Below are 21,910 nucleotides of genomic sequence, written 5' to 3'. Positions count from 1 at the left end.
GTAGTATCGGAAACTGTAGGACCATCCAGAGCGACCGAGAGACCTGGCTCTATGACGTCGCAGCAACCCCCCGCTCGTCGGGTGAGGGTGCTACCGCCGGGACCGATGGAGGATTGCACGTGAACACCCGAGTTGCCGCAGGCTTCGTCAACGGTTGCCGCCGTCTCCATGTCGATCTGTGCCGCCTCAACGGTTCGACCTGTCGCAGCTGACATTTCGTCACAACTCGTACTTCACACCTCACCTCATCATCTGCGCGCACTCCTTCCTGGGCACACCCAGCTCGGATGCGGGATCGTGCGCGCGATCGACCAGATATCGGAGACACCTACGTGTCCACTCGTCCTGCATTCCTGGTGGCCGGCCTGATCGCCACTACGGCCACAGTCCTCGCCGGATGCGCCGGTGGTGCCGCCACCACGGCCGCCGACGCCGGTCCGGCCCAGTCCGGCGGAACTTTGCGTTACGGCTTGTCCGGGGCCCCGACCTGCTCGGATCCCGCCCAGTCCGGCACCAACCAGACCATCTACGTGACCCGTCAGGTCGTCGATTCACTCACCGATCAGAACCCCGAAACCGGTGAGATCGAACCGTGGCTGGCCGAGCGGTGGGACGTGGGTCCCGATGCGAAATCCTTCACATTCACGCTGAAGGACGGCGTCACCTTCAGTGACGGCACGGTGCTCGACGCGGCGGCGGTGAAGGCGAATTTCGACGCGATCATCGGCCTCGGCGCAGCGAAGGCACCGCTGGCGGCGAGCTATCTGACCGGTTATCAGAGCGCGACGGTGGTCGACCCCTCGACGGTGCGCATCGACTTCGCAGCATCGAATGCACAGTTCCTGCAGGCGAGTTCGACACCTCAGCTCGGAATTCAATCCATCGCGACCTCCGCGCAGTCGGCCGAGTCGCGGTGCTTGGGTACCAATATCGGATCGGGACCGTTCACCTACGCGGACTACCAGCAGGACCGTTCAGTCACTCTGGGCAAGCGAAGCGGATACAACTGGGGCTCTGCGGTATTCGGTCACACCGGCGAGGCCTATCTCGATCGCATCGAATTCACCATCGTGCCCGAGTCGGGCGTTCGCACAGGAAGCTTGTCCTCCGATCAACTCGACGCCGTCAGCGACGCGTTGCCGCAGGACGCTCCGCAGATCGAAGCGATCGGCGGCCGAATTCTGACCAACTCGAACCCGGGAGTTCCGTTCGGCATTCAGCCCAACGTCACTCGCGGGGCGCTACAAGACCCCGTCGTACGGAAGGCCCTGGTACCGGCGATCAACCGTCAGGAACTCGTCGATACCGTCCTCGGGCCCGACTTCCGCACGGCGACAAGCACGTTGGCGAGCGCCACCCCAGGTTACGTCGAGCTCGCCGATGTCACCTACGATCCCGAGAAGTCCAAATCGCTGCTCGACGACGCAGACTGGGTTCCCGGTGCCGACGGAATCCGTGAAAAGGACGGGCGGAGGCTGAGTTTCGAGGTCATGTACTCCGCAGTGTTCGCTGGCAGCCAGGCGATCCTGGAGTTGACGCAGCAGCAGCTACGTGCGGTGGGCGTCGACCTGCAGCTCGAGTTGGTCTCGACGTCCGAGGCGACAGCACGTCAGGGCACCAAGGACTACGACTCCACGTACTACAACAGCACCCGCGCCGACGGCGACATTCTGCGCACCACGTTCGCCGTCGACGGACGTAACCTGAACGCGCGCAGCACGATTCCTGATCTGGATGCTTCGCTGACCGATCAGCTCTCGACCACCGATGCAACGGCGCGCAATGACATCCTCGCCACCGCTCAGCAGCAGGTGCTCGACAACGGACTGTGGATCCCCACGATCGAACTGTCGCAGGCCGTCGGCGCGGCGTCGAAAGTGCAGGACCTGAAGTTCGAGGCCTCCGCTCGACTGCAGTTCTTCGATACCTGGCTGAGCGCATGATCCGGTACCTCGGGCAGCGCGTACTGCAGGCAGTGGCAGTGCTGTGGGCCGCGTTCACCATCTCGTTCGGCGTGCTGTTCCTGCTGCCCTCGGACCCTGTCAGTCTCGCTGTCGACTCTGCCGGTTCGGGCACACCGGTCGACGCGGCGGCCGTCGCAGAATTGCAGGCCCGCTACGGTTTGGACCAGCCGGTGTGGGTGCAGTACTGGCATTCGCTGTCCGGGGCTGTGCAGGGCGATTTCGGATTGTCCATCGCCACCGGACAGCCGGTGACGACGGCGATCCTCGATGCCGTGCCGAGCACGCTCGGCCTTGCAAGCACCGCACTGGTATTGGCGGTCGTGTTCGGGTCGGCACTGGCGTACGCCGCGACGTACACCCGAACGCCGTGGCTCGAGAATCTGTTGTTCGCACTCCCGCCGCTCGGGGTGGCTGTACCGACCTTCTGGGTGGGACTGCTGTTACTGCAACTGTTCTCGTTCCAGTTGAGGTGGTTCCCGGCCTTCGGTGACGCCGGAGCGGCTGCACTGGTGTTGCCTGCGGTCACGTTGGCATTGCCGACCGGTGCGGTCATCGCTCAGGTGTTGGCCACCAGCATGTCGACTACCTGGAAGCAGCCGTTCGTCGATGTCGCTCGCGCCAAGGGCGTTTCGCGGCTACGGGTGCAGACGCGGCATATAGCGCGGCTGTCGTCCATCCCGGCTTTCACGATCGCGGGTGTGTTGGTGGGGACGCTGCTCGCCGGATCGGTCGTCGTCGAGACGGTCTTCTCGCGGGCCGGAGTGGGACGGCTGACCCAGACCTCGGTGTTGGCCCAGGACATTCCGGTGGTGCAGGGCATCGTGGTGTTGACCTCGCTGGTGTTCGTCGTGGTGAACCTGGCCGTGGACCTGCTGTATCCGCTGATAGACCCGCGCATCGTGCGCGAGTACAAGCCTGCGCGCGCAGTCGCGGAACCGGAGAAAGCTCATGTCTGACATTCTGATTCGTGACCGCGAGGTTCGGGCAGAGGCGTTGCTCGAGGCAGAGCCGGTGCCGTCGACAGCTCGGCGTCGCCGGGTTCTGACGGACGCCCTGAAGCACGTGTGGCTTGCCTTGTCCGCGCTCGTGCTGCTGCTCGCGCTGGGATTCGCACTCTTCCCCTCCGTGTTCGCGAGCGGAGACCCGTTGGTGGGCATGCCCGCCGACAAGCTCCAGGCCCCCAGTACGGCACATTGGTTCGGCACCGACAACATCGGCCGTGACGTCTTCACCCGCGTGGTGCACGGCTCCGGTCTGTCGTTGACCGCGACACTGCTCGCCGTCGGGATCGCACTGGTCGTCGGATCGCTCGTCGGCCTGATCTCCGGGGCAGTCGGGGGCCTCGTCGACGCCGTGCTGATGCGCATCGTCGATGTGCTGCTCTCGATTCCGACGCTGTTGCTGTCGCTGGCACTGGTCACAGCGCTCGGCTTCGGAACCATCAACGTCGCCATCGCCGTGGGGGTCACCCTCATCGCCAACTTCGCCCGGGTCATGCGGTCGGAGGTGTTGCGTGTGCGTCGATCGCTGTATGTCGAGGCGGCGTACGCCTCGGGTGTGCGATGGTTCGACGTCTTTCGCCGACACATCCTCCGCAACTCGTACGGTCCCGTGATTGCCCTCGCAGCAGTCGAATTCGGTATGGCGGTCCTGGCGGTCTCGGCGTTGAGCTTCCTGGGATTCGGCGCTGTTCCGCCTACACCGGAGTGGGGATCGCTGATCTCCGAGGGTCGGAACTTCCTCGCCACCGCGTGGTGGATGACCACCTTACCGGGCCTGGTGATCGTGGCAGTCGTGCTGTCCGCGCACCGTCTCGGGCACGCACTCGAGAGGCGATCCGAATGAGCCCCATCCTCGAAGTCGACAACCTCTCGGTCGGCTACGGCACGACGACGGCCGTGCGCGGAATTTCGTTCACCGTCGAACGCGGCGAGGTACTGGCCGTCGTAGGCAAATCCGGTTCGGGAAAATCCACCACGGCCCACGCGGTCATCGGCTTGCTGGCCGGCAACGGTCGGATCCGAAGTGGCTCGGTGACCTTCGACGGCCGGCGCCTGGACACCGCGTCGGACAAGACACTGAATCGCTTGCGCGGTCGGCATATCGGGCTCGTGCCGCAGGATCCGACCACCTCACTGAACCCCGTCGTACGCGTCGGAGACCAGGTGGCCGAGGTGCTGCGTGTGCACGGGTTGGCAGATCGGCGTACCGCGAAGCTCGAGGCGATCCGCATTCTCACCGACGCGGGCCTCGACAACCCCGAGGTGCGGGCACGCCAGTACCCGCAGGACCTGTCCGGTGGGCAGCGGCAGCGGGTACTGATCGGTATCGCTCTCGCGTGCCGCCCCGAACTGGTGATCGCCGACGAACCGACCAGCGCCCTGGACGTCACCGTGCAACGACGCATCCTCGACCATCTGGACGCCCGAATTGCCGAGACGGGTGCCGCAGTTCTGTTGATCACGCACGATCTGGGCGTTGCGGCCGATCGCGCCGACCGGCTGGTCGTCATGAGTGGTGGTGAGATCGTCGAAACCGGTCCGACTGCAGAGGTGTTGGCGAACCCCACCCATCCCTACACACAGAAGCTGCTCGCGGCCGCGCCGTCTCTGAACTCGACGCTCCGTCCGGCCAGGACGGGTGCGGGCGATCCAATTCTGTCCGTCTCGTCGGTGTCGAAGCGTTTCGCCATCGGACGAGGCGTTCACCTGGATGCGGTGCGAGACGCCACGATCACGGTCGAGCGGGGTCGAACCGTCTCTGTCGTCGGCGAATCCGGTTCGGGGAAGTCCACCCTGGCGCGTATCGCGATCGGCCTGGAAACACCCTCCGCGGGCACGGTCACGTTCGACGGAATCGAGGTGACCGGCCTTCGTGGCACGGCGAGGCGGGAGCTGCGGCGTCGAGTCCAGATCGTCTATCAGAACCCGTACGCATCACTGAACCCGAAGTTGCGCGTCGGCGAGATCGTGCGAGAACCGCTGGACGCGTTCAAGATCGGGACGTCGCGAGACCGCTCGGCGCGTGCCGCGGAACTGCTCGACCAAGTTGCTCTGAGCAGTGACCACCTGGCGCGTCGCCCGGCCGAGTTGTCGGGTGGTCAGCGTCAACGCGTCGCAATCGCTCGGGCACTGGCGTTGGCACCGGAGGTGGTGGTGCTCGACGAGCCCGTATCGGCCTTGGACGTGTCGGTGCAGGCACAAATTCTTTCGCTGCTCGGTGATCTGCAATCCGAGTTCGGTCTGAGCTATCTGTTCATCTCGCACGACCTGGCCGTGGTTCGCCAGATCAGCGACACCGTGGCTGTGATGCAGTCGGGTGTGATCGTCGAATATGGCAGCACCGCTTCGATATTCGACAACCCCCAGCAGGAATACACCCGCGAGTTGCTCGCGGCCATCCCAGGAACAGCGACACAGAGAGTGGGTACCGGTGTCTGACAAGCTTTTCGTCACGGCAATCGAACCGAGGGGAACCGGCGCACATCCACAGGCGTGGCGGCGACAAGATTCTCGCGCCGAGGAAGTGTTCACCGCGGCATTCTGGATCGATCAGCTCCGCGCGGCAGACCGGGCCGGAATCGATCTGGTCTTTCTCGCAGACTCCTTCGCTTCCCGGACCCTCGAGGCGGTTGCCGTGGCAGCCCGGGCTGCTGCGCTCACCGAACGCATCGGTTTGATCCCGACGGTCACCGTCACCCACACCGAGCCGTTCCACATCTCGAAGCAGATCGCGAGTCTGGACTTCGCCTCACACGGTCGCGCAGGTTGGCAGGTCGAGGTGTCCGGCGGCGCGGAGCAGGCAGCACTGTTCGGGCGTAAGGGCGAGCAGGACGAAGAGAGCCTGTGGCAGGAGGCCGACGAGGCCATCGAGGTCGTCACTCGGCTGTGGGACAGCTGGGAGGACGACGCCGAGATTCGAGACGCTGCGACGGGTCGGTTCGTCGACCGAGACAAGTTGCACTACATCGACTTTCTGGGTGAGCACTTCTCGGTGAAAGGGCCGTCCATCACGCCGAGGTCACCTCAAGGACAGCCACTGGTAGCAGTGCGCGCCCACTCCGCCGAATCGACCGCGGTAGCGGCCGCCAGAGCGGACATCGTGCGGATTGCTGCAGACTCGATCGAGGGCGCAGCTGGCCTCGCGGCGCGTGTTCGACGGGCCGTCGTGGCCGAGGGACGCGACCCGGTGGACGTGTTCGTGCTACTCGACGTCGAGACCTTGGTGTCGGAGACCGCGGCCGAAGAATTGGCGCAGCTCGACAACTGGGCGGGTCGGGTACGTACGCCGCAATCGCTGCAGTACGTGGGCGACGTCGCCGGGCTCAACTTGCTTCTCGGAGCGGCCGAATCCGCGGGACTGGACGGGGTCACTCTCGTGCCGCTCGCGCTTCCGTCGGGAGTGAAGACACTCCCGGCCACGGACAGCAGAACCGGAGCGACGGTGCGTGAGCGCCTCGGCCTGGCTCGTCCGACAAATCGTTTTGCAGCACCCGAAAGGAACAGTCGGTGACGATCTCGAAGCGGACCAAGAAGCAGATCCACCTCGGCGCGCATTTCCCTGGCGTCAACAACACCACCGTCTGGACCGACCCGGCGTCGAAGAGCCAGATCGAATTCGATTCGTTCGTCCACCTGGCCGAGTCCGCAGAGCGTGGGCTGTTCGACTTCTTCTTCCTCGCCGAAGGTCTGCGATTACGCGAGCATCGCAACAAGATTCACGATCTCGACGTCGTCGGCCGCCCGGACACGCTCACGGTGTTGAACGCGTTGGCATCGGTGACGACGAAGCTCGGACTCGCCGGGACGATCAACACCACGTTCAACGAGCCCTTCGAGCTCGCCAAGCAGTTCTCTTCGCTGGACCACCTGTCCGACGGGCGCGCGGCGTGGAACATGGTGACCTCGTCCGACGCGTTCACCGGAGAGAACTTCCGACGCGGTGGCTACCTCGACCGGGCCGACCGCTACGTGCGAGCGAACGAGATCATCGACGTCGCCCGAGAGTTCTGGGATTCGTGGCAGTCCGATGCGTTCGTCGTCGATCGGGATCGAGGTGTCTTCGGCCGAGAATCCGAGATCCGCACGGTCTCGCATTCGGGTCGTCAATTCGATGTGACGGGCCGCTTCACGTTGCCGCGCAGTCCGCAGGGACACCCGGTGTTGTTGCAGGCCGGCGATTCCGACGAAGGTCGTGAGTTCGGTGCGGCCAAGGCGGATGCGATCTTCACCATCCACGGGACGCTGGAGGACGGGCAGAAGTTCTACACCGACGTCAAGGGAAGGTTGGCCAAATACGGCCGCGAGCACGCCGACCTGAAGGTGCTACCCGCCGCCACGTTCGTCCTCGGGGACTCGGCCCAGGATGCAGCCGAGAAGGCCGACCACATACGGCACCAACAGGTCAGCGGCAAGACGGCAATCTCGTTTCTGGAGCAGGTGTGGGGACGAGACCTGTCCGACTACGACCCGGACGGACCGTTGCCCGACGTCGAGCCGAGTGGTGACGTGAGCATCACCCGTGGTCGCGCTCGCCACGGTGACCCGAGAACCCTTGCGCAGCAGTACCGTGAGCGTGCCGAGGCCGAGAACCTGAGCATCCGGGAGCTCATCATCGCGGTGACGACCCGGCAGCAGTTCGTCGGAACGCCGGCACAGGTAGCAGAGGACATCGACAGCTACGTCCAGAACGATGCGTGCGACGGGTTCATCCTCGTCCCGCACATCACGCCGGCCGGACTCGACGAGTTCGTCGACAAAGTCGTCCCACAGCTGCAGGATCGCGGTAGTTTCCGTACCGAGTACACCGGGAACACGCTGCGTGATCACCTCGGTCTGCGTCACCCGTACCAACAGCGTGAAGGAGTGCGAGCATCGTGAGTGAATTCGAGCAGGACTGGAAGCAGTGGCACGCGGACCGGGAAGCGTCCTACGGCGATCCACTGGGATGGTTGTCGCTGACCGGATTGTATTGGCTGACCGACGAGTTCGAGATCGTTGCCGATCTGCCCGGCCGATGGCGGGCCGATGCGGACTCGGTGACCGTCGAGGGAGTGGACGGGGTGACGACTCTGAATCCGGTGGAGGGTGCGCCCGGGATCCTCGTCGACGACGGTGAACGCCGTATCGAGGTCATCCGCCGCACCGGCGCGGTGGCGCTACGGGTCCACGATCCTAAAGCCTCGACCCTGCAGTCCTACAACGGAATACCGGCCTTCGAGCCCAGTGAGGAGTTCGTGGCCCGAGCCACGTTCACGCCCTACGACGCCCCGGTCACCGTGACGACAGGTGCCGTGGTCGAGGGTCTCGAACACCACCACACTGCGGTGGGCACCCTCGATTTCGAGCTGGCCGGTGCAGCCCAGCAGTTGGTTGCGTTCGGCGGCAACGACACTGGTCTGAAGGTTCTGTTCACCGATGCCACGAGCGGGGTCACCACGTACCCGGCAGCGCGGATCCTTGCTGTGGCGGAACCCGAGGGTGGCTCCGTGGCACTCGATTTCAACCGAGCGGCAAACCTGCCGTGCGCGTTCACCGACTACGCGACGTGCCCGGTCGCGCCGGCGGAGAACCGGCTGACGGTGGCTGTCGAAGCAGGGGAGAAGACGCCCGGATGACGCGCGTGCCGCTGTCCGTTCTCGACCTGGCACCGATCAGCGCTGGGTCGAGCACTGCTCAGGCGCTCCGGAATTCGCTCGATCTGGCACGACAGGCCGAAGAGTGGGGCTACGAGCGCTACTGGGTTGCCGAGCATCACTTCGTCGCTGCGGCCAGTTCTGCGCCTGCCGTACTGGTGGGTTTGATTGCGGCTGCCACCAACCGCATTCGTGTCGGATCGGCTGCGGTCCAGCTCGGTTTCACGACAGCTGCTGCCGTTGTGGAGTCCTTCGGAACGGTGGACGCGCTGTATCCGGGTCGTATCGATCTTGGTGTGGGTCGATCCGGGCAGCGCAGAGCAGCAGCCCTGACCGGTGCACAGCAGGCTGCGCCCGAGCACGCGGTGTCATCGGAACCCGGTGGACTGTTCCCAGTGGCGCCCGCTGCGGCGACCCCGCGAACGACCCCGCTGCTGGCTGCGTCTCTGGCTGCGCTGCAGCAGCCGCACGCTGAGGTCCCGGAATTCGTCGATCAACTCGACGACCTTGTTGCGCTGCTTGCCGGTAGCTACGAGCGCGACGGGGTGCCGTTGACGGCACGCCCGGGTGTCGGGGCCGATGTGGCGCTGTGGCTGTTCGGCAGCAGCGCTGGGCCGACTGCCCGTGAGGCCGGTGCCCGCGGTCTGCCGTTCGCGGCGAGTTATCACTTCAGCCCGGGGACGACTCTCGAGGCGATCGACGAGTATCGCCGTGCTTTCGTGCCGTCGGCCGGGTTGTCCTCGCCGTACGTGGCGGTGTCGGCCGATGTGGTTGTTGCAGAAACGGATTCGCAGGCCCGTGAGCTGGCAGCGTCTTTCCCGCAATGGGTGCACAGCATTCGCAGCGGTCGAGGTGCGATCGAGTACCCGGATCCGAAGAACGTGGCACCGCTGACCGGCGAGCAATACGAGCTCGTCGCTGATCGAGTGGACACTCAGATCGTCGGATCTGCGGCGACGGTCGCGGTGAAGCTCGACGCCCTGCAGGAAGCGACCGATGCGGACGAACTCGTGCTCACCTCGGTCACATACGACCATGAGGACCGGCTGCGCTCGTACGAATTGCTCGGTAGGGAATGGGGACTGCCGCGCCTGCGGATCTGAGCGGAACATTTGCGTCGTGGTGACCGTTGTACCGCGCATGACACGAGTTGCAGTTGCAGCGTCCTACGGTGGACCGGACGTCATCGAGATCGTCGAACGAGAGCTGCCTGAACCGTCCGAGGGCCAGGTTCTGGTCGAGGTCAAGGCGATCGGCGTCAACCCCTTCGACTACAAGAGCTACAGCGGCGCCTTCGGTACCGACGGGTCGAAGCTTCCGATTGCGTTGGGCAGCGAGGCGTCGGGCATCGTGGTGGCGGTCGGAGGAACCGTCGAGGGCCCGGTCGGTCCTGTCGCCGTCGGCGACGCGGTGGTTGTCTCCGGCCAGAACGGTACGTACGCCGAGAGGATTCTGGTTCCTGCGCGGTTCGTGTTCCAGAAGCCGGAAGCGTTGGACTGGAACGTTGCTGCGGGAGTACTCGCCGTGGCTGGAACGGCCTACGACGCACTCGAATCCGTCGATGTCACGAGCGGAGACACCGTTCTCGTGCATGGAGCGGCAGGCGGCGTCGGGTCCGTGGTGGCTCAGCTCGCTCTGGAGCGCGGGGCCACCGTCATCGGGACTGCGCGCCAACAGAACCACGACGCGCTCCGGTCCTACGGTGTCGAGCCCGTCGAATACGGCGACGGACTGATCGACCGGGTACGAGCAGCCGCACCGAATGGGGTGGATGCGGCAATCGACACGGTGGGCACCGAGGAGGCCGTCGACGTCTCTCTCGAATTACTACCGGACAGAGCGAGATTGGTCAGCACGGCCGCCTTCGGGCGAGCTTCGGCAGACGGGTTCCTCACCGTCGGTGGGCCGGTGAGTATGGAGCGTCGACGCCTCGCATCCCCGGTGCTGTTGGAGCAGGCGGGTGCAGGCGTATTCGAGGTCACGGTTGCCAAGACGTTTCCCCTCGCCGATGCGGCGAGAGCACACGCCGAGCTGCAGTCGACGCACCCGCGCGGCAAGTTCATCCTGATTCCTTGACGAGTACCGGGGGCTCAGAACGCTTCACGAGCTCGTACTCGGACCGATGAACTCCTCGGTCACTCTCTGCGCGATGCCGTCGGGATAGGGGCCGGGGAGGATGAGAACGACATGATCGAATCCGGCGGCCACCGCGTCGCCGATGTCGTTTCTCAACCTCTCGGGTTCTTCGAACGACACCCCGAGAGCGATCGATCGGGTGATCGCCCCTGGATCGCGCCCGATCTCGGCGCAGTACCGGTCGAGTAGTCTGCCTCTGTCCAGTGCGTCGGCCAGGTCCCCACCGGGAATGTTCCATACGTCGGCGTGTTCGGCGACGAGGCGCAGCACTCCTGCCGCCCGGCCGCCGATCACGATCGGCGGGCCCGGTCGCTGAATCGGTTTCGGATTCTGGAACGCCCCGACGAGGTCGACGTGGTTGCGGTGAAAGTCGAAGGGCTCACTCTCGGTCCAGAGCCTACGAATCACCGTGAGCGATTCACTCAGTCGCGCAACAGCATTCGCAGCGTCGCTGTAGGGCAGCCCGCTCCCGTCGTACTCCCGTCTCGCCATCGGCACGCTCGGCCGTGATCCGGCACCGATGCCGAAGTCCAGCCGCCCGTCCGAGACCGTGTCGACCGTGACGGCGATCTTCGCGAGAATCGCGGGTGGACGGATCCGATTGCTGGTGACCATGATTCCCAATCGCAACCGCTCGGTGCGAGCGGCCAATGCGGACAGCATGGTCCAGCCTTCGAAGATCGGGCCGTCGAGGTCACCGCCGATGGGCATGAGGTGATCGAACAGCCACGCGTGCTCGATTTCCGGAATGCCGTCTGCCTCGCGCCACACCCGGAGCAGGTCGGCGTAGGAGACGTTCTGGGGAGGGGTCATGATCCCGTAGCTGACCATGTCAGCGTCTCCGCAGGGAGGCGTCGAGCAGTGCCGGCGGGGTGTCGAACTTGTCGTCCGGCGCGAGATCGACTCCCGGAGCCACGATCTCGTCGATCCTGTCGAGGACATCGGCCGGGAGGACGGTGTCGGCGGCAGCGAGCTGCGAGTGTAGGTGCTCGACGGTACGCGGCCCGACTATCGCGCTGGTGACTCCCGGATGAGCCGTCACGAAACCGAGTGCGAGTTGGATCAGTGTCAGTCCGGCTTCGTCGGCAACGCCGACCAGTTTCTCGACGGCGTCGAGTTTGGCCCGTCCCGTGGGAGTGTCCGTGCCGAATCGCTCGGGCATCATCGCCGCGCGGTTGGTGGTGGCCTCTCGCCCGGCCCGGATGGCTCCGGAGAGGAAGCCGCCCGCCAGGGGACTCCACGCGAGAACGCCCATTCCGTACTCCTGCGCGACCGGGAGGACGTGGGATTCGATGCCGCGCTGCAGGATCGAGTACGGCGGCTGCTCGGTGACGAACCGCCCGAGACGGTGCTCCCGTGCGGTCCACTGCGCCTGCACGATTCGGTAAGCCGGATAGGTGGAGGAGCCGAAGTATCGAATCTTCCCGGCACGCTGCAGATCTGTCAGCGCCGAGAGGGTTTCCTCGTCGCTCGTTGTGGGGTCCCAGCGGTGTATCTGGTAGAGGTCGACGTGATCGGTACCGAGTCGGCGCAGACTGTTCTCCAGTTCGGTGACGATCCAGCGGCGGGAGCTGCCCTGATGATTGCGTTCGTCGCCCATGGGGTTGAACACTTTGGTGGCCAGCACGATGTTCTCGCGCCGACCTTCGATCGCCTTGCCGACCATTTCCTCGGATTGTCCCTGGCTGTACATGTCCGCGGTGTCGATGAGGTTGATACCGCCCTCGAGTGCGGCGTCGACGATCGCGGTTGCCTCGTCTTGCGTGGTGCGTCCGATGGCACCGAAGTTCATCGCGCCGAGCGAGAGAGTGCTGACCTGGACGCCGGTGCGTCCCAGTGTGCGGTACTGCATGGGGATCTCCTTGTGGCCTCTGGAGGGGTTACTCTGCGAGTAAGCGGAACAACGTTCCGTAAACAAACATACGGAACGTTGTTCCGTTTGTCGATGGCTGGAGGAACAGTGACCGAGGCCGAAGCCGAGCAGCCCAGAAAGCGGGCGGATGCGAGGCGCAACGAAGCGACCCTGCTCGACGCAGCGGCGGCTGCGTTCGTCGAGTCGGGAGTAGAAGTCCCGGTGCGCGATATCGCCAGGCGGGCCGGCGTCGGCGTGGGAACCATCTACCGGCACTTCCCGACGCGGGGCGACCTCGTCGTCGCCGTCTTCCGACATCAGGTGGAGGCCTGCGCCGTCGCCGGTCAGGAGCTTCTCGCCGGCCGCGAATCACCGCACGCGGCGTTGGTGCTCTGGATCGATCGGTTCGTCGACTTCCTGGTCACCAAACACGGTCTGGCCGAGGCCATGCAGTCGGACAGCGCCGGATTCGAGACCTTGCACAGCTACTTCCTGAACCGGCTGGTTCCGGTGTGCGAGTCATTGCTCGACGCCGCTGCGGACTCGGGGGAGATCGCCCCGGGGCAGACCGCATTGGAGTTGATGCGGGCGGTCGGCAACCTGTGCATCGGTCCCACGGACAGCCGCTACGATCCCCGCAAGATGGCGCGGGTGCTGATCGCCGGACTGCGCATCGCGCCGTGATCCGGTCCGTTGTTCGGCCGACCGACGGTTCAGCGGCTGTGCCGCAGTAGTTCTGCCGCGAGCTGGTCGTTGTGTCGGAAGAAGCCGGCGTTGGTCCTCGGCCGCGGAAAGGCGCTCGACCACGTGTGTCCGGCGACCCACGGACCCACCGCGTAGCGGTTCTCGGCAACCTCTCCCGACGCGGTGATCAATCGAGAGCGCCCGTCGACTGCTACTTTCGCTGCGCTGTGCTCGGTGGCGCGGATGTCGGTGATGTCGCCGCGCGCATGGAGGGTGCGGAGCAATTCGTCACCGGCGGCGGCGATCGATGCGACGGGTAAGCGCGCGTCGATCAGAGTGTCGGCGTGCACCACCACATCGTGTGCAGAGCTACGGGCGACGAACGACCCGTTCTCCGGGGAGAAGGTGACATCGGGGCCGAGGAAGTGAACGATGTTCGCCCGGCTGAGGGCCAGGAGTTGTTCGAGCCGTTCCGGTGGCGGACCGCTCGCGACGAAACTGAAGAACGCGTGCAGCCACCCTTCCACATCGCCTGCGACCGACTGCGCCGGAATGCGCCCGCGTCGCAACAACTCTCCGATGGTCATGTACACCGAGAGCAGCGCCGAGAAGACGGCGGCATCCGAGCTGTAGTAGGGATCTGCTCGACGACGAAGGTCCGTCTCGATGTAGGTCTGCAGCTCGGTACGTACCTCGTCGAGTCCATCGAAACGCCGTCCGGCAAAGGGTTTGTCGAGCCGTGCCAGATCGATGCGGTCCTCGTCCTTCGGAACGAATTGCTCCACGAAGGCGGTGAGTTCCTGCGATCCCCAGGTGATCTCGCTCAATCCGATCTCGAACTCCGGCCAGGAGCCGACTGTTCGCTCGGGGTGGGCCGTGAACAACTCGTAGTAATGAGCCCAGGCCAGTTCTTTGGATGCGAGCGGCCAGATTTCGTCGCGGAAGTGCAGGGGGCCGTGGCCGGGGAAGGCGTCGGCGATGAAGAACTTCGGGAGTGGCGGGCGCGCCGCGGCGATGTCGTAGGAGATCTTCGCGTGGTACGGAACTCCGCGCCGCGAACCTGCATAGAGAATCGGTTCGCGGCCGGAGGCGGTGTACTCGAGCACGCCGTCCGCGTTGCGGGCGAACGATCCACCGCGAGTTTCCGCGAGCAACACCATCCAGTCGATGAATGCCAATCCGAGCCCGGCAATCAGCAACGGTTCTCCCGCAGGCGCTCGGCTGGGATCGAGATCTGCGGTGTATCCGGGGCCGATGTACGTCAGCCCATGGGTTCGGGAGAACTCATCGAGCTGTGATTCACGATGCGATGCAAGCGCATCCGGATGTCCCTGGGCCAAGAGCACGGCATCGGTGCGGATGGTCGACCCGTCGTCGAGTAGCAGTACCTGGTCGGCGGTCAGGTCCGTCACCCGTGCTCGATGAACGTGAACGTGCGTGTCGGTGTCGGCAACGGCGTGCTCGAACACCCAGCTGAGGTAGCGACTCTGTAAAGTCCGCGACGCGAAGGAATGCGGACCGAAATCGCGCAGTTCGTCCCGCAATTCGAGGTCCTGGCGCAGGGTGTCGGCATGTTCCAGAACCCACTGCGCCAGCGTCGGACCGGGGCGGATCGGACCGTCGACGACGGTGGTGTCGTCGGTGAACATGGTGACGTCGGCGGCCACCGAATTCATCCACAGCAGCGGTGGTTGACTGCTACGCCAGATGCGACCGGCCCCCGGAGGGAACGGATCGACGACGTGGATGTGCAGCTCCGCATCGGACCGGCGCGCCAGCAGTCGTTCGAGTACACCTGTGCCGCGCGGACCCGCACCCACAATGGCGATAGTGAACGATTTCACCGGCGGCCCTCCATCTGACACTGTCCCACTACGAGAAGTATGCACACGCCGAAAGTCGTTGCTGCAGGGGCAAAAAATCACGATGAGCGAATGTCTTGCGTCCTGGCGGTCGGCTACCCTTGCTTCATGAACTCGTCCGCGGACCACTTGGTCGAGCAGTACCTCGATGCACTTCGACGGGCCGACGTCGATGCGGTCCTGACTCTGTTCGCACCCGGTGCGGTTGTGCACTCGCCGCTGTACGGACCGACGCCCGCATCCGACTTCTATCGCGCGCTTTTCGCGGACACCTCGGGTGCGACGCTGACCTCGAAGGGCGTCGCCGAAGGTCGTACGTCCGAGGGCGCTCGACTCGTCACGTTCTGGTTCCATTTCGACTGGAGACTGCCCTCGGGTGTGGCGGCCCCGTTCGACGTGGTCGACGTCGCCGAACTCGACGAGAACGGACGCATTTCTGCACTGTCCATCGTCTACGACACCGTGGATGTGCGGCCGGTCTTCGAGCGCGAAACCGGGTCCTCGTGGAGGTCGACGTAGGTCGCACGACCTGATCGGTGGCAGCACAGGCATGGGGTCCGGGCCCGCGAAGTGGTGACCTCGTGCTGACACTGCGCGTCTACGTACCGGCGTCTACGTCGTTCGAATCAGCGTGATCGCAACGGGTGTGCTCTACAGCGGATGAACCTAGGGTCCACGTATGACCTGGCTGAAAGCACTGGCGGCGGCGTTGATCGATCGACTCGGAGCTCAGCCTGCCTGCACCGCCGCGGCGCTGGACTTCGGAACTCGTGGTTGAGCCGTCCGGTGAAGATCGTCGGTACAGAGGACGCAGGAACACGACGAGTGCGAAGGGCTGAACCGAGGATGACCGAGACGTTGTACTTCGCCGTCGAACTCGACGGGTTCGACGAGACACCTGCGCTCCTGAAGGAGAACGCGGCCGCCGCCGAACGCGCCGGCTTCACCCTCGTCACCTTCGGTGATTCGCTGGTCTCCTCACGCGAGCGCCTCGATGCAGGTACTCGTGCGGCATTCGTCGCCTCCACCACGTCCACCCTCGGCCTGGCTCCCACGGTCCACACTCTGACGACCGAACCGTTCTTTCTCGCAACACAACTCGCGAGTGTGGACCACGCCTCGCACGGCCGCGGGGCCTGGGTGGTCGGTGTCGACAACAGCGCGGACACTCATGCGGCTGTCGGATCCGAGGTCCGCTCCGAGACCACCGCCGAAGTGCGGGACGTCATCGACGTGGCGGGGCGGCTGTGGGATTCGTGGGAAGACGACGCCGTCGTTCGAGACGCGGAGTCCGGCCGGTATCTCGATCCCGCTCGCGTGCATCACGTGCGCTTCGAGGGCGAATTCTTCGACGTCGTAGGGCCACTGATCACTCCTCGTCCGCCGCAGGGGCAGGTCGTCGTCATCGGCGACGCCGACCTGGGAGTCACCGATCTGCTCGATGTCGCACTCGTACGCGGGGACGGGATCAGCGAGCAGGCCGACACCGCTCGCCGCGACGGAGCCGCGCTGGTGTTCGCCGATATCGACCACCTGTCGAAGGCCGAGGCCCTCGCCGGTGTCGTCGACGGCGTCCGGCTGCACCTCGGTGGTGCGGCGTTGAAAGAGCTTGCGGTACCGGCACATCTGATTCGTCGACCGACGCCGGGACTGTCGCTGCGGGAGAACCTGGGGTTGCCGCGTCCGGTCAGCCGCTACGCCGCGGCTGCGCACGAGTAGAGAAGAGCTGTCATGGGCATCATCGACCATCACCCGGACACCGGCGCACCGTTCGACCCGAACGCGCAGATTCACCTGGGCGTGTTCTATCCAGGGATCGGCGCGCAGACGGTCTGGGAGGATTCGCACGCCCCCGATCAAGTGGCCACCGACACGTTCGTCGAGGTCGCCGTCACACTCGAACGCGGTTTGTTCGACGCGTTCTTTCTCGGGGACGGTCAACGTATCCGAGAAAACCGTGGCGACATTCTCTCCACCGACATCGCCGGCAGGCCCGACGCCATCACGCAACTGGCGGCTCTGGCGTCGGTGACCGAGCGCATCGGACTTGTCGCGACCCAGAACACCACGTACAGCATCCCGGTGGAGTTGGCTCGTCGTTTGGCCAGCCTGGACGCACTGTCGGACGGGCGCGCCGGATGGAACATCGTCACCACCGACAACGCCTGGACGGGTGAAAACTTGAGGCGCGGAGGGTGGTTGGAGCACGAACGCCGTTACGAGCGCGCCACCCAGGTGGTCGAACTGGCGAAGCAGTATTGGGCAGGTTCTCCTGTGGAGTTCCACACCGATCTGCTCGAAGCGGTTGCGGCACCCAACGTTCGGTCCAGTGTGCAAGGTGGGCCGGTGCTGTTCCAGGCCGGCGATTCGCCGGGAGGACGGGACCTCGCAGCCCGGCACGCCGACGTCGTCTTCTCGGCCAACAACGCCTACGACGCAGCGGTGGCCTACGCCAAAGATCTACGTGGCCGGACGGTCGCCTACGGCCGACCCGCCGATGCCGTGAAGATCTTGCCCGGGGTGACCGTCGTACTCGGTGATACCGAAGCCGAGGCCGAAGAGAAGGTGCGGTGGCTTCGATCCAACGCGCACAACGGTGTTCGAGCCATCGCCTTTCTCGAGCACTACTGGGGCAAGGACCTCTCGGCGTACGACCCGGAGGGCCCACTACCCGACATCGATCCGGTGGACGCCGAGCTGGATCCGTCACGCGGCACGCTGTCCATCGACGCTCGGACCGGCAAACTGACTCAGATCGCGCAATGGCGAGCCCTCTCGGAAGAGAAAGGGCTGTCCATCCGAGAGTTGGTGCTCGAAGTGTCGCCGGCGTCGCGCTTCCACTCGGGAACCCCTGCGGCAGTGGCAGACCACTGGGCAGACCTCGTGCGTCACCGTGTGGTCGACGGCTTCAACATCAACCCGTACCACTTGCGCGACGCCATCGGCGATCTGGTCGACAAATTGGTCCCGGCATTGCAGGAGCGAGGGGTGTTCCGTACCGAATACACCTCGACGACGTTGCGGGGACACCTGGGCCTCGACGGTGACGATGCTTCGGAGCGTGCACGGGCGTCGTAGCGGGCTGGGCACATCCCCATCTAACGATCAGGTCTCGGGTCGGGTCCGATGGGAACGTGAACGCTCTACCATGGGCCTATGACTGCTGACCCGACCACGCCTGCACCGTCGACCAGCTCGGCGAATTGGAAGCGGCGCGGCATCCTGCTCGGTGCCGGCGTCGTTCTTCTGTTGATCGCCTACTTCGTTCTGGCGGCGTTCCTGCCACGGTGGTGGAGCCTGCGCGTCGAGAGCCTGGCTGATCGCACGTTCACCAAAGGAATTCTGTGGGGCCTGCTGTTCGGAATCGTCTGCACGTTCGCGCCACTGATGTTCTTCTGGAGTGCGTGGTCGGTCCGAAAGGGTAGGGCGGGAAAGCAGTTGGCGATCGGATCGGTAATTCTCGCAGTCGTCACCGCCATCCCGAACCTGCTGACTCTGACCATCGTTCTGGGTACCAGCAATGCCGCCCACGCCGGCGAACGCACCCTCGATACCAGCGCACCCGGCTTCCGCGGCGCGACGGCACTGGGCGCGATCATCGCGGTGGTTCTGGTCGCGTTGCTCGTGTTCGTGGTGGTACGTCGGAACCGTCGACGTCGAACAGCAGCACTGACGCGGTAGTCGTGTAACTGATCTCAGGCGCTGCGCAGCACCGACGGCTCGGTGATGACGCGGATTCCGGGCTCGGGGTCGAATCGGTAGCCGGTGCCGCGGACCGTCGTGATCAGTCGGCCGTACTGCCCGAGTTTGGTTCGCACCCTGGAGAGATGGACGTCGACACTGCGGCCGCCGTTCGAGTCACTCAGCTCGGATCTGTTCACCACGACACGAGGATGCTGGGCGAGATAGGCGAAGATCTCGAACTCGGTGTGGCTGAACCGAACGCTCTTGCCGGCGAGAACCACATCGCGCGCGGGTAGGTCGATGACAAGGGGAGCGTTGAGTTCGTTCACCCGGACGTCGAAACGCGTCAGGATCTTGGCATGTGGTGCATAGCTTTTGGCGGCGACGCGGAGAGCATCGGCGAGGGCGTGCAACTGCGGTCGAGTCAATCCCTGCAAGGATGACGTCCCGGAATCGGAGATACGAAGAACGACGGTCGCTTCGGTGCTCATGGCTGTGGCTCCTGTGACAAGTGTCGACTGTGACAAGTGCTGTCGACGGTGGGGAGGTCGGATGGTCAGCGTGGGCAGCGACAGTTCGTGTTCACGCTGTCACAGTGCACGACGACGACTGATCGCACCAGCAATAAACTCACCGTGATTGCAGCGGTTGACGGCGGCCCGTAGCGCGTGGTCCGATCGAGCGTGACCGATGTAGCGCAGTCCCGAACAGACCTCGTCACCCGCGCCGTCGACTGGAACCATCCCGACGCCGAATCGCTCCGTGCCGCAATGGCATCGGAGGTGGGTCCCCGATACGCGGACCGAGCGGCCTTGATGGCGAAGACGCAGGCCAATGCCGTGGACGAAGGCGACGTGCATCGCACGTTCGTCGTCTATCGGTGCGATGCGCAGAACGTCGAGCAGGCCGTCGGACATGCCGCTCTGCGGTGGAACGGCCCCGACCTCGAACTGAAGCGAATGTTCGTTCATCCTGATCACCGTGGGTCGGGAGTCTCCACCGCGCTGCTGCAGGCGGCCGAGAATGCGGCCCGCGACCAGGGATTGCGACGCTTGATTTTGCAGACCGGTGATCGTCAGCCCGACGCGGTGCGGCTGTACGAGAAGAGCGGCTACACCCGCATCCCGGTGTTTCCGCCGTACGAACTGCTGCCGTTCTCCAACACCTTCGAGAAGCGTTTGTGACTCCTACCGACGCACAATCACGAACGTAGGGTCATGATTTCGGCCCCGCTGTCGGTGATGACGACGGTGTGTTCGCTGTGCGCGGTGCGGCAACCGGTGGTGCTGCGCAACGTCCACCCGTCGGGGTCGGTGACCAGCTCGTCGGTATCCGCCATCACCCAGGGCTCGAGCGCCAACATCAGGCCGGGGCGAAGGCCGTAGCCGCGGCCGGGCCTGCCGGTATTGGATACGTGCGGATCCTGATGCATCGTCGACCCGATTCCATGACCACCGAACTGAACGTTGATGGGATAACCGGCTTCGCGAAGAACCGTCCCGATGGCGTGAGAGATATCGCCGATCTTGTTGCCCGGAAGTGCCGCGGCGATGCCGGCGGTCAACGCTCGTTCGGTGGCATCGATCATCGCCAGGCTCTCTGCCGGCTTGTTCTCACCGACGACGAAACTGATGGCCGAGTCCGATGCCACGCCGCCGAGGATGACGGCAAGATCGAGCGTCAGCAGATCGCCGTCGGCCAGGTTGTAGTCGTGCGGTAAACCGTGCAGCACAGCGTCGTTGACCGACGTGCAGATGTAGTGGCCGAACGGTCCGCGCCCGAAGGACGGCGCGTAGTCGACGTAGCACGACGTCGCCCCCGCCCCGAGGATGATGTCCTTGGACCATTCGTCGATCTCGAGCAGGTTGGTGCCGACGGTCGCGCGTTCGCGGACGGTCTCGAGAATTTCGGCGACGAGTGCGCCGGTTTCACGGGCAAGGGGAATCTTGCTCGGGGGCAGGATTTCGATCACGGAATGCCTTTCGGTTCGATGCGAATAACTATACCGGTATTAGTATTGGTGACGGAGTGGGTCGTGAGCAACTGACCGGGCCCGACATGGGACGCTGACCGACGTGTCTGTTCACCCTCTCGACGATCCCATTCGTACCTCCCTCGGGGGTCCGCTGTCGCGGTTTGCGATCACGCGCGGCCGAGTGATTCGCGCTGATCCCCAGGTCTCGCCTTTTCTGGCGCATCCCGATGTTCTGCAGCCACGGGACTGGGACGACATCGCAGTGCTGTTCGGGCCGCGAAGCATCGTGGGATTGCGGGGGCCGGTGCTGGATGTGCCCGAGGGGTGGTCCGTGGTCGACAGCTTCGGGATCGTTCAACTCGTGGGCACTGAACTGGAGACCCGGCCGTTGGCCGAGGCGGTAGAACTGACAGCCGACGACGTGCCCGAGATGCTCGATCTCGTGCGACGCACCGAGCCGGGCCCGTTCCTTCCTCGCACCCGCGAACTCGGCACGTATCTCGGTATCCGACGGGGCGGCGCACTGATCGCGATGGCAGGGGAGCGCATGCGTCCGCCGGGGTGGACCGAGATCAGCGCAGTGTGTACCGACCCGGCTCATCGCGGACAGGGCTTGGCCACCGAGCTGGTCCGCGCGGTCGGTCACGGCATCAGGGCCCGAGGCGACGAGCCGTTCCTGCATGCCGCCGCGACGAACATCCGCGCTATCGAGCTGTACCTCTCGATCGGATTCTCGCTGCGCCAGACCTCGCAGCTGACGCTGGTGAGAACACCGGAACGAGCGGCCGACGTCTGAGGTCAGAAGGGCGGCTCCTCGTCCTCTTCGTTGGTCGGTTCTGGTTCGGGGGTCGGGTTGTCGGGTGGGTCGGGGTAGGCGATGATGCCGGATCGTCTGGGTTGGGTGGGGATGCAGGGCTGCAGGTCGTTGCCGATGATGGGTACGGCGGTTCCGTTGGCGGGCAGGGTGATTCGGGTGGTTTTCGAGGTGGAGGTCCGCAGGATGGCACCGCCGGGGAGCGTGGCTGCGGTCCAGTAGCCTGCGGTTTTGACGCTGTGGTGGTATTCGCAGAGGCATTGGAGGTTGTTGACGGTGGTCCAGCCGCCGCCGAGGGGATTGGC

21 protein-coding genes, 1 pseudogene and 1 riboswitch are annotated in these 21,910 nt (G+C 64.8%); of the genes and pseudogenes, 16 read left to right on the top strand and 6 right to left on the bottom strand.

The genetic code is table 11. The features are described from left to right. Nucleotides 1–18: 18 nt before the first annotated feature. Nucleotides 19–112, top strand: a riboswitch (SAM riboswitch). A gap of 175 nt (nucleotides 113–287) precedes the next feature. The 9 genes from K414_RS0101160 to K414_RS0101120 are packed head-to-tail and all read left to right on the top strand — an operon-like array spanning nucleotide 288 to nucleotide 10,674. Continuing rightward, nucleotides 288–1,943 (top strand): ABC transporter substrate-binding protein, encoded by a 1,656-nt coding sequence (locus K414_RS0101160; protein WP_081701507.1) that lies wholly within the window; start codon nucleotides 288–290, stop codon nucleotides 1,941–1,943. After that, entirely contained in the window at nucleotides 1,940–2,920 is a 981-nt protein-coding gene (locus K414_RS0101155) for an ABC transporter permease (RefSeq protein ID WP_027494266.1), read from the top strand. Before K414_RS0101160 ends, K414_RS0101155 begins: the two co-directional genes overlap by 4 nt. Then, nucleotides 2,913–3,809 carry an ABC transporter permease gene (locus tag K414_RS0101150; protein ID WP_027494265.1) on the top strand — a complete coding sequence of 299 codons (897 nt, stop codon included), beginning with the start codon at nucleotides 2,913–2,915 and terminating at the stop codon, nucleotides 3,807–3,809. The genes K414_RS0101155 and K414_RS0101150 overlap by 8 nt, the downstream gene beginning before the upstream one ends. Beyond that, on the top strand, nucleotides 3,806–5,404 hold the full coding sequence (locus tag K414_RS0101145; protein WP_027494264.1) for an ABC transporter ATP-binding protein: 1,599 nt from the start codon (nucleotides 3,806–3,808) through the stop codon (nucleotides 5,402–5,404). Before K414_RS0101150 ends, K414_RS0101145 begins: the two co-directional genes overlap by 4 nt. Continuing rightward, nucleotides 5,397–6,476 carry an LLM class flavin-dependent oxidoreductase gene (locus tag K414_RS0101140; protein WP_027494263.1) on the top strand — a complete coding sequence of 360 codons (1,080 nt, stop codon included), beginning with the start codon at nucleotides 5,397–5,399 and terminating at the stop codon, nucleotides 6,474–6,476. Before K414_RS0101145 ends, K414_RS0101140 begins: the two co-directional genes overlap by 8 nt. A gap of 2 nt (nucleotides 6,477–6,478) precedes the next feature. Further along, complete coding sequence (locus K414_RS0101135) at nucleotides 6,479–7,843, top strand: NtaA/DmoA family FMN-dependent monooxygenase (RefSeq protein WP_027494262.1); 1,365 nt, start codon at nucleotides 6,479–6,481, stop codon at nucleotides 7,841–7,843. Further along, complete coding sequence (locus tag K414_RS0101130; RefSeq protein ID WP_230591599.1) at nucleotides 7,840–8,580, top strand: DUF1684 domain-containing protein; 741 nt, start codon at nucleotides 7,840–7,842, stop codon at nucleotides 8,578–8,580. Before K414_RS0101135 ends, K414_RS0101130 begins: the two co-directional genes overlap by 4 nt. Beyond that, entirely contained in the window at nucleotides 8,577–9,701 is a 1,125-nt protein-coding gene (locus K414_RS0101125) for an LLM class flavin-dependent oxidoreductase (RefSeq protein ID WP_027494260.1), read from the top strand. The genes K414_RS0101130 and K414_RS0101125 overlap by 4 nt, the downstream gene beginning before the upstream one ends. Nucleotides 9,702–9,738: 37 nt before the next feature. Then, complete coding sequence (locus K414_RS0101120) at nucleotides 9,739–10,674, top strand: NADP-dependent oxidoreductase (RefSeq protein WP_027494259.1); 936 nt, start codon at nucleotides 9,739–9,741, stop codon at nucleotides 10,672–10,674. A 24-nt stretch (nucleotides 10,675–10,698) separates the two neighbouring features. Here K414_RS0101120 and K414_RS0101115 read toward each other — a convergent pair whose 3' ends face one another. Further along, nucleotides 10,699–11,565 carry an LLM class flavin-dependent oxidoreductase gene (locus K414_RS0101115; protein WP_027494258.1) on the bottom strand — a complete coding sequence of 289 codons (867 nt, stop codon included), beginning with the start codon at nucleotides 11,563–11,565 and terminating at the stop codon, nucleotides 10,699–10,701. Nucleotide 11,566: 1 nt separating this feature from the next. Next, on the bottom strand, nucleotides 11,567–12,586 hold the full coding sequence (locus tag K414_RS0101110; protein WP_027494257.1) for an aldo/keto reductase: 1,020 nt from the start codon (nucleotides 12,584–12,586) through the stop codon (nucleotides 11,567–11,569). 108 nt (nucleotides 12,587–12,694) lie between these two features. On the opposite strand from K414_RS0101110, the gene K414_RS0101105 reads away from it, so the two are divergent. Further along, nucleotides 12,695–13,270, top strand: coding sequence for a TetR/AcrR family transcriptional regulator (locus K414_RS0101105; protein WP_027494256.1), 576 nt, complete (start codon nucleotides 12,695–12,697; stop codon nucleotides 13,268–13,270). Between the two features lie 29 nt (nucleotides 13,271–13,299). Here K414_RS0101105 and K414_RS0101100 read toward each other — a convergent pair whose 3' ends face one another. Continuing rightward, nucleotides 13,300–15,114 carry an FAD/NAD(P)-binding protein gene (locus K414_RS0101100; protein WP_027494255.1) on the bottom strand — a complete coding sequence of 605 codons (1,815 nt, stop codon included), beginning with the start codon at nucleotides 15,112–15,114 and terminating at the stop codon, nucleotides 13,300–13,302. A 126-nt stretch (nucleotides 15,115–15,240) separates the two neighbouring features. Here K414_RS0101100 and K414_RS0101095 point away from each other — a divergent pair, with 126 nt between their 5' ends. The 4 genes from K414_RS0101095 to K414_RS0101075 all read left to right on the top strand — a co-directional run bounded on the left by K414_RS0101095 (nucleotide 15,241) and on the right by K414_RS0101075 (nucleotide 18,813). Then, nucleotides 15,241–15,651 carry a nuclear transport factor 2 family protein gene (locus tag K414_RS0101095; protein ID WP_027494254.1) on the top strand — a complete coding sequence of 137 codons (411 nt, stop codon included), beginning with the start codon at nucleotides 15,241–15,243 and terminating at the stop codon, nucleotides 15,649–15,651. Between the two features lie 327 nt (nucleotides 15,652–15,978). Further along, nucleotides 15,979–16,851 (top strand): LLM class flavin-dependent oxidoreductase, encoded by an 873-nt coding sequence (locus tag K414_RS0101085; protein WP_027494253.1) that lies wholly within the window; start codon nucleotides 15,979–15,981, stop codon nucleotides 16,849–16,851. Between the two features lie 12 nt (nucleotides 16,852–16,863). Further along, on the top strand, nucleotides 16,864–18,210 hold the full coding sequence (locus K414_RS0101080) for an LLM class flavin-dependent oxidoreductase (RefSeq protein WP_027494252.1): 1,347 nt from the start codon (nucleotides 16,864–16,866) through the stop codon (nucleotides 18,208–18,210). Between the two features lie 78 nt (nucleotides 18,211–18,288). Continuing rightward, nucleotides 18,289–18,813, top strand: coding sequence for a hypothetical protein (locus tag K414_RS0101075; protein WP_027494251.1), 525 nt, complete (start codon nucleotides 18,289–18,291; stop codon nucleotides 18,811–18,813). Nucleotides 18,814–18,827: 14 nt separating this feature from the next. Here the strand turns inward: K414_RS0101075 and K414_RS0101070 are convergent, their stop codons facing one another. Further along, entirely contained in the window at nucleotides 18,828–19,307 is a 480-nt protein-coding gene (locus K414_RS0101070) for a winged helix-turn-helix domain-containing protein (RefSeq protein ID WP_032366689.1), read from the bottom strand. A gap of 279 nt (nucleotides 19,308–19,586) precedes the next feature. Between K414_RS0101070 and K414_RS0101065 the strand changes: the two genes are divergently transcribed. Further along, entirely contained in the window at nucleotides 19,587–20,000 is a 414-nt protein-coding gene (locus K414_RS0101065; RefSeq protein WP_081701671.1) for a GNAT family N-acetyltransferase, read from the top strand. 17 nt (nucleotides 20,001–20,017) lie between these two features. Here the strand turns inward: K414_RS0101065 and map are convergent, their stop codons facing one another. After that, nucleotides 20,018–20,788, bottom strand: a complete 771-nt coding sequence (gene map, locus K414_RS0101060) for a type I methionyl aminopeptidase (RefSeq protein WP_027494248.1) — start codon at nucleotides 20,786–20,788, stop codon at nucleotides 20,018–20,020. Between the two features lie 103 nt (nucleotides 20,789–20,891). On the opposite strand from map, the gene K414_RS0101055 reads away from it, so the two are divergent. Further along, a complete protein-coding gene (locus K414_RS0101055) occupies nucleotides 20,892–21,587 on the top strand; it encodes a GNAT family N-acetyltransferase (protein WP_094643879.1) in 696 nt (231 codons plus the stop codon). A 2-nt stretch (nucleotides 21,588–21,589) separates the two neighbouring features. Here K414_RS0101055 and K414_RS29040 read toward each other — a convergent pair. After that, nucleotides 21,590–21,910, bottom strand: a pseudogene (locus K414_RS29040) (hypothetical protein); the annotation flags it as partial.

Origin of the sequence: Rhodococcus sp. JG-3 (assembly GCF_000482405.1) — a bacterium.
GTDB lineage: Bacteria > Actinomycetota > Actinomycetes > Mycobacteriales > Mycobacteriaceae > Rhodococcoides > Rhodococcoides fascians.
The sequence above is the reverse complement of the archived record's forward strand: the minus strand, read 5'-3'. Positions and strand labels throughout refer to the sequence as shown.

What these genes read in the sequence shown, in the direction of transcription:
- K414_RS0101065 (WP_081701671.1), top strand. Translation starts at nt 19,587, where the DNA reads ATGGCATCGGAGGTGGGTCCCCGATACGCGGACCGAGCGGCCTTGATG.
- K414_RS0101070 (WP_032366689.1), bottom strand. Translation starts at nt 19,307, where the DNA reads ATGAGCACCGAAGCGACCGTCGTTCTTCGTATCTCCGATTCCGGGACG.
- K414_RS0101145 (WP_027494264.1), top strand. Translation starts at nt 3,806, where the DNA reads ATGAGCCCCATCCTCGAAGTCGACAACCTCTCGGTCGGCTACGGCACG.
- K414_RS0101155 (WP_027494266.1), top strand. Translation starts at nt 1,940, where the DNA reads ATGATCCGGTACCTCGGGCAGCGCGTACTGCAGGCAGTGGCAGTGCTG.
- K414_RS0101075 (WP_027494251.1), top strand. Translation starts at nt 18,289, where the DNA reads ATGACTGCTGACCCGACCACGCCTGCACCGTCGACCAGCTCGGCGAAT.
- K414_RS0101115 (WP_027494258.1), bottom strand. Translation starts at nt 11,565, where the DNA reads ATGGTCAGCTACGGGATCATGACCCCTCCCCAGAACGTCTCCTACGCC.
- K414_RS0101110 (WP_027494257.1), bottom strand. Translation starts at nt 12,586, where the DNA reads ATGCAGTACCGCACACTGGGACGCACCGGCGTCCAGGTCAGCACTCTC.
- K414_RS0101150 (WP_027494265.1), top strand. Translation starts at nt 2,913, where the DNA reads ATGTCTGACATTCTGATTCGTGACCGCGAGGTTCGGGCAGAGGCGTTG.
- K414_RS0101085 (WP_027494253.1), top strand. Translation starts at nt 15,979, where the DNA reads ATGACCGAGACGTTGTACTTCGCCGTCGAACTCGACGGGTTCGACGAG.
- K414_RS0101125 (WP_027494260.1), top strand. Translation starts at nt 8,577, where the DNA reads ATGACGCGCGTGCCGCTGTCCGTTCTCGACCTGGCACCGATCAGCGCT.
- K414_RS0101080 (WP_027494252.1), top strand. Translation starts at nt 16,864, where the DNA reads ATGGGCATCATCGACCATCACCCGGACACCGGCGCACCGTTCGACCCG.
- K414_RS0101160 (WP_081701507.1), top strand. Translation starts at nt 288, where the DNA reads ATGCGGGATCGTGCGCGCGATCGACCAGATATCGGAGACACCTACGTG.
- K414_RS0101120 (WP_027494259.1), top strand. Translation starts at nt 9,739, where the DNA reads ATGACACGAGTTGCAGTTGCAGCGTCCTACGGTGGACCGGACGTCATC.
- K414_RS0101095 (WP_027494254.1), top strand. Translation starts at nt 15,241, where the DNA reads ATGAACTCGTCCGCGGACCACTTGGTCGAGCAGTACCTCGATGCACTT.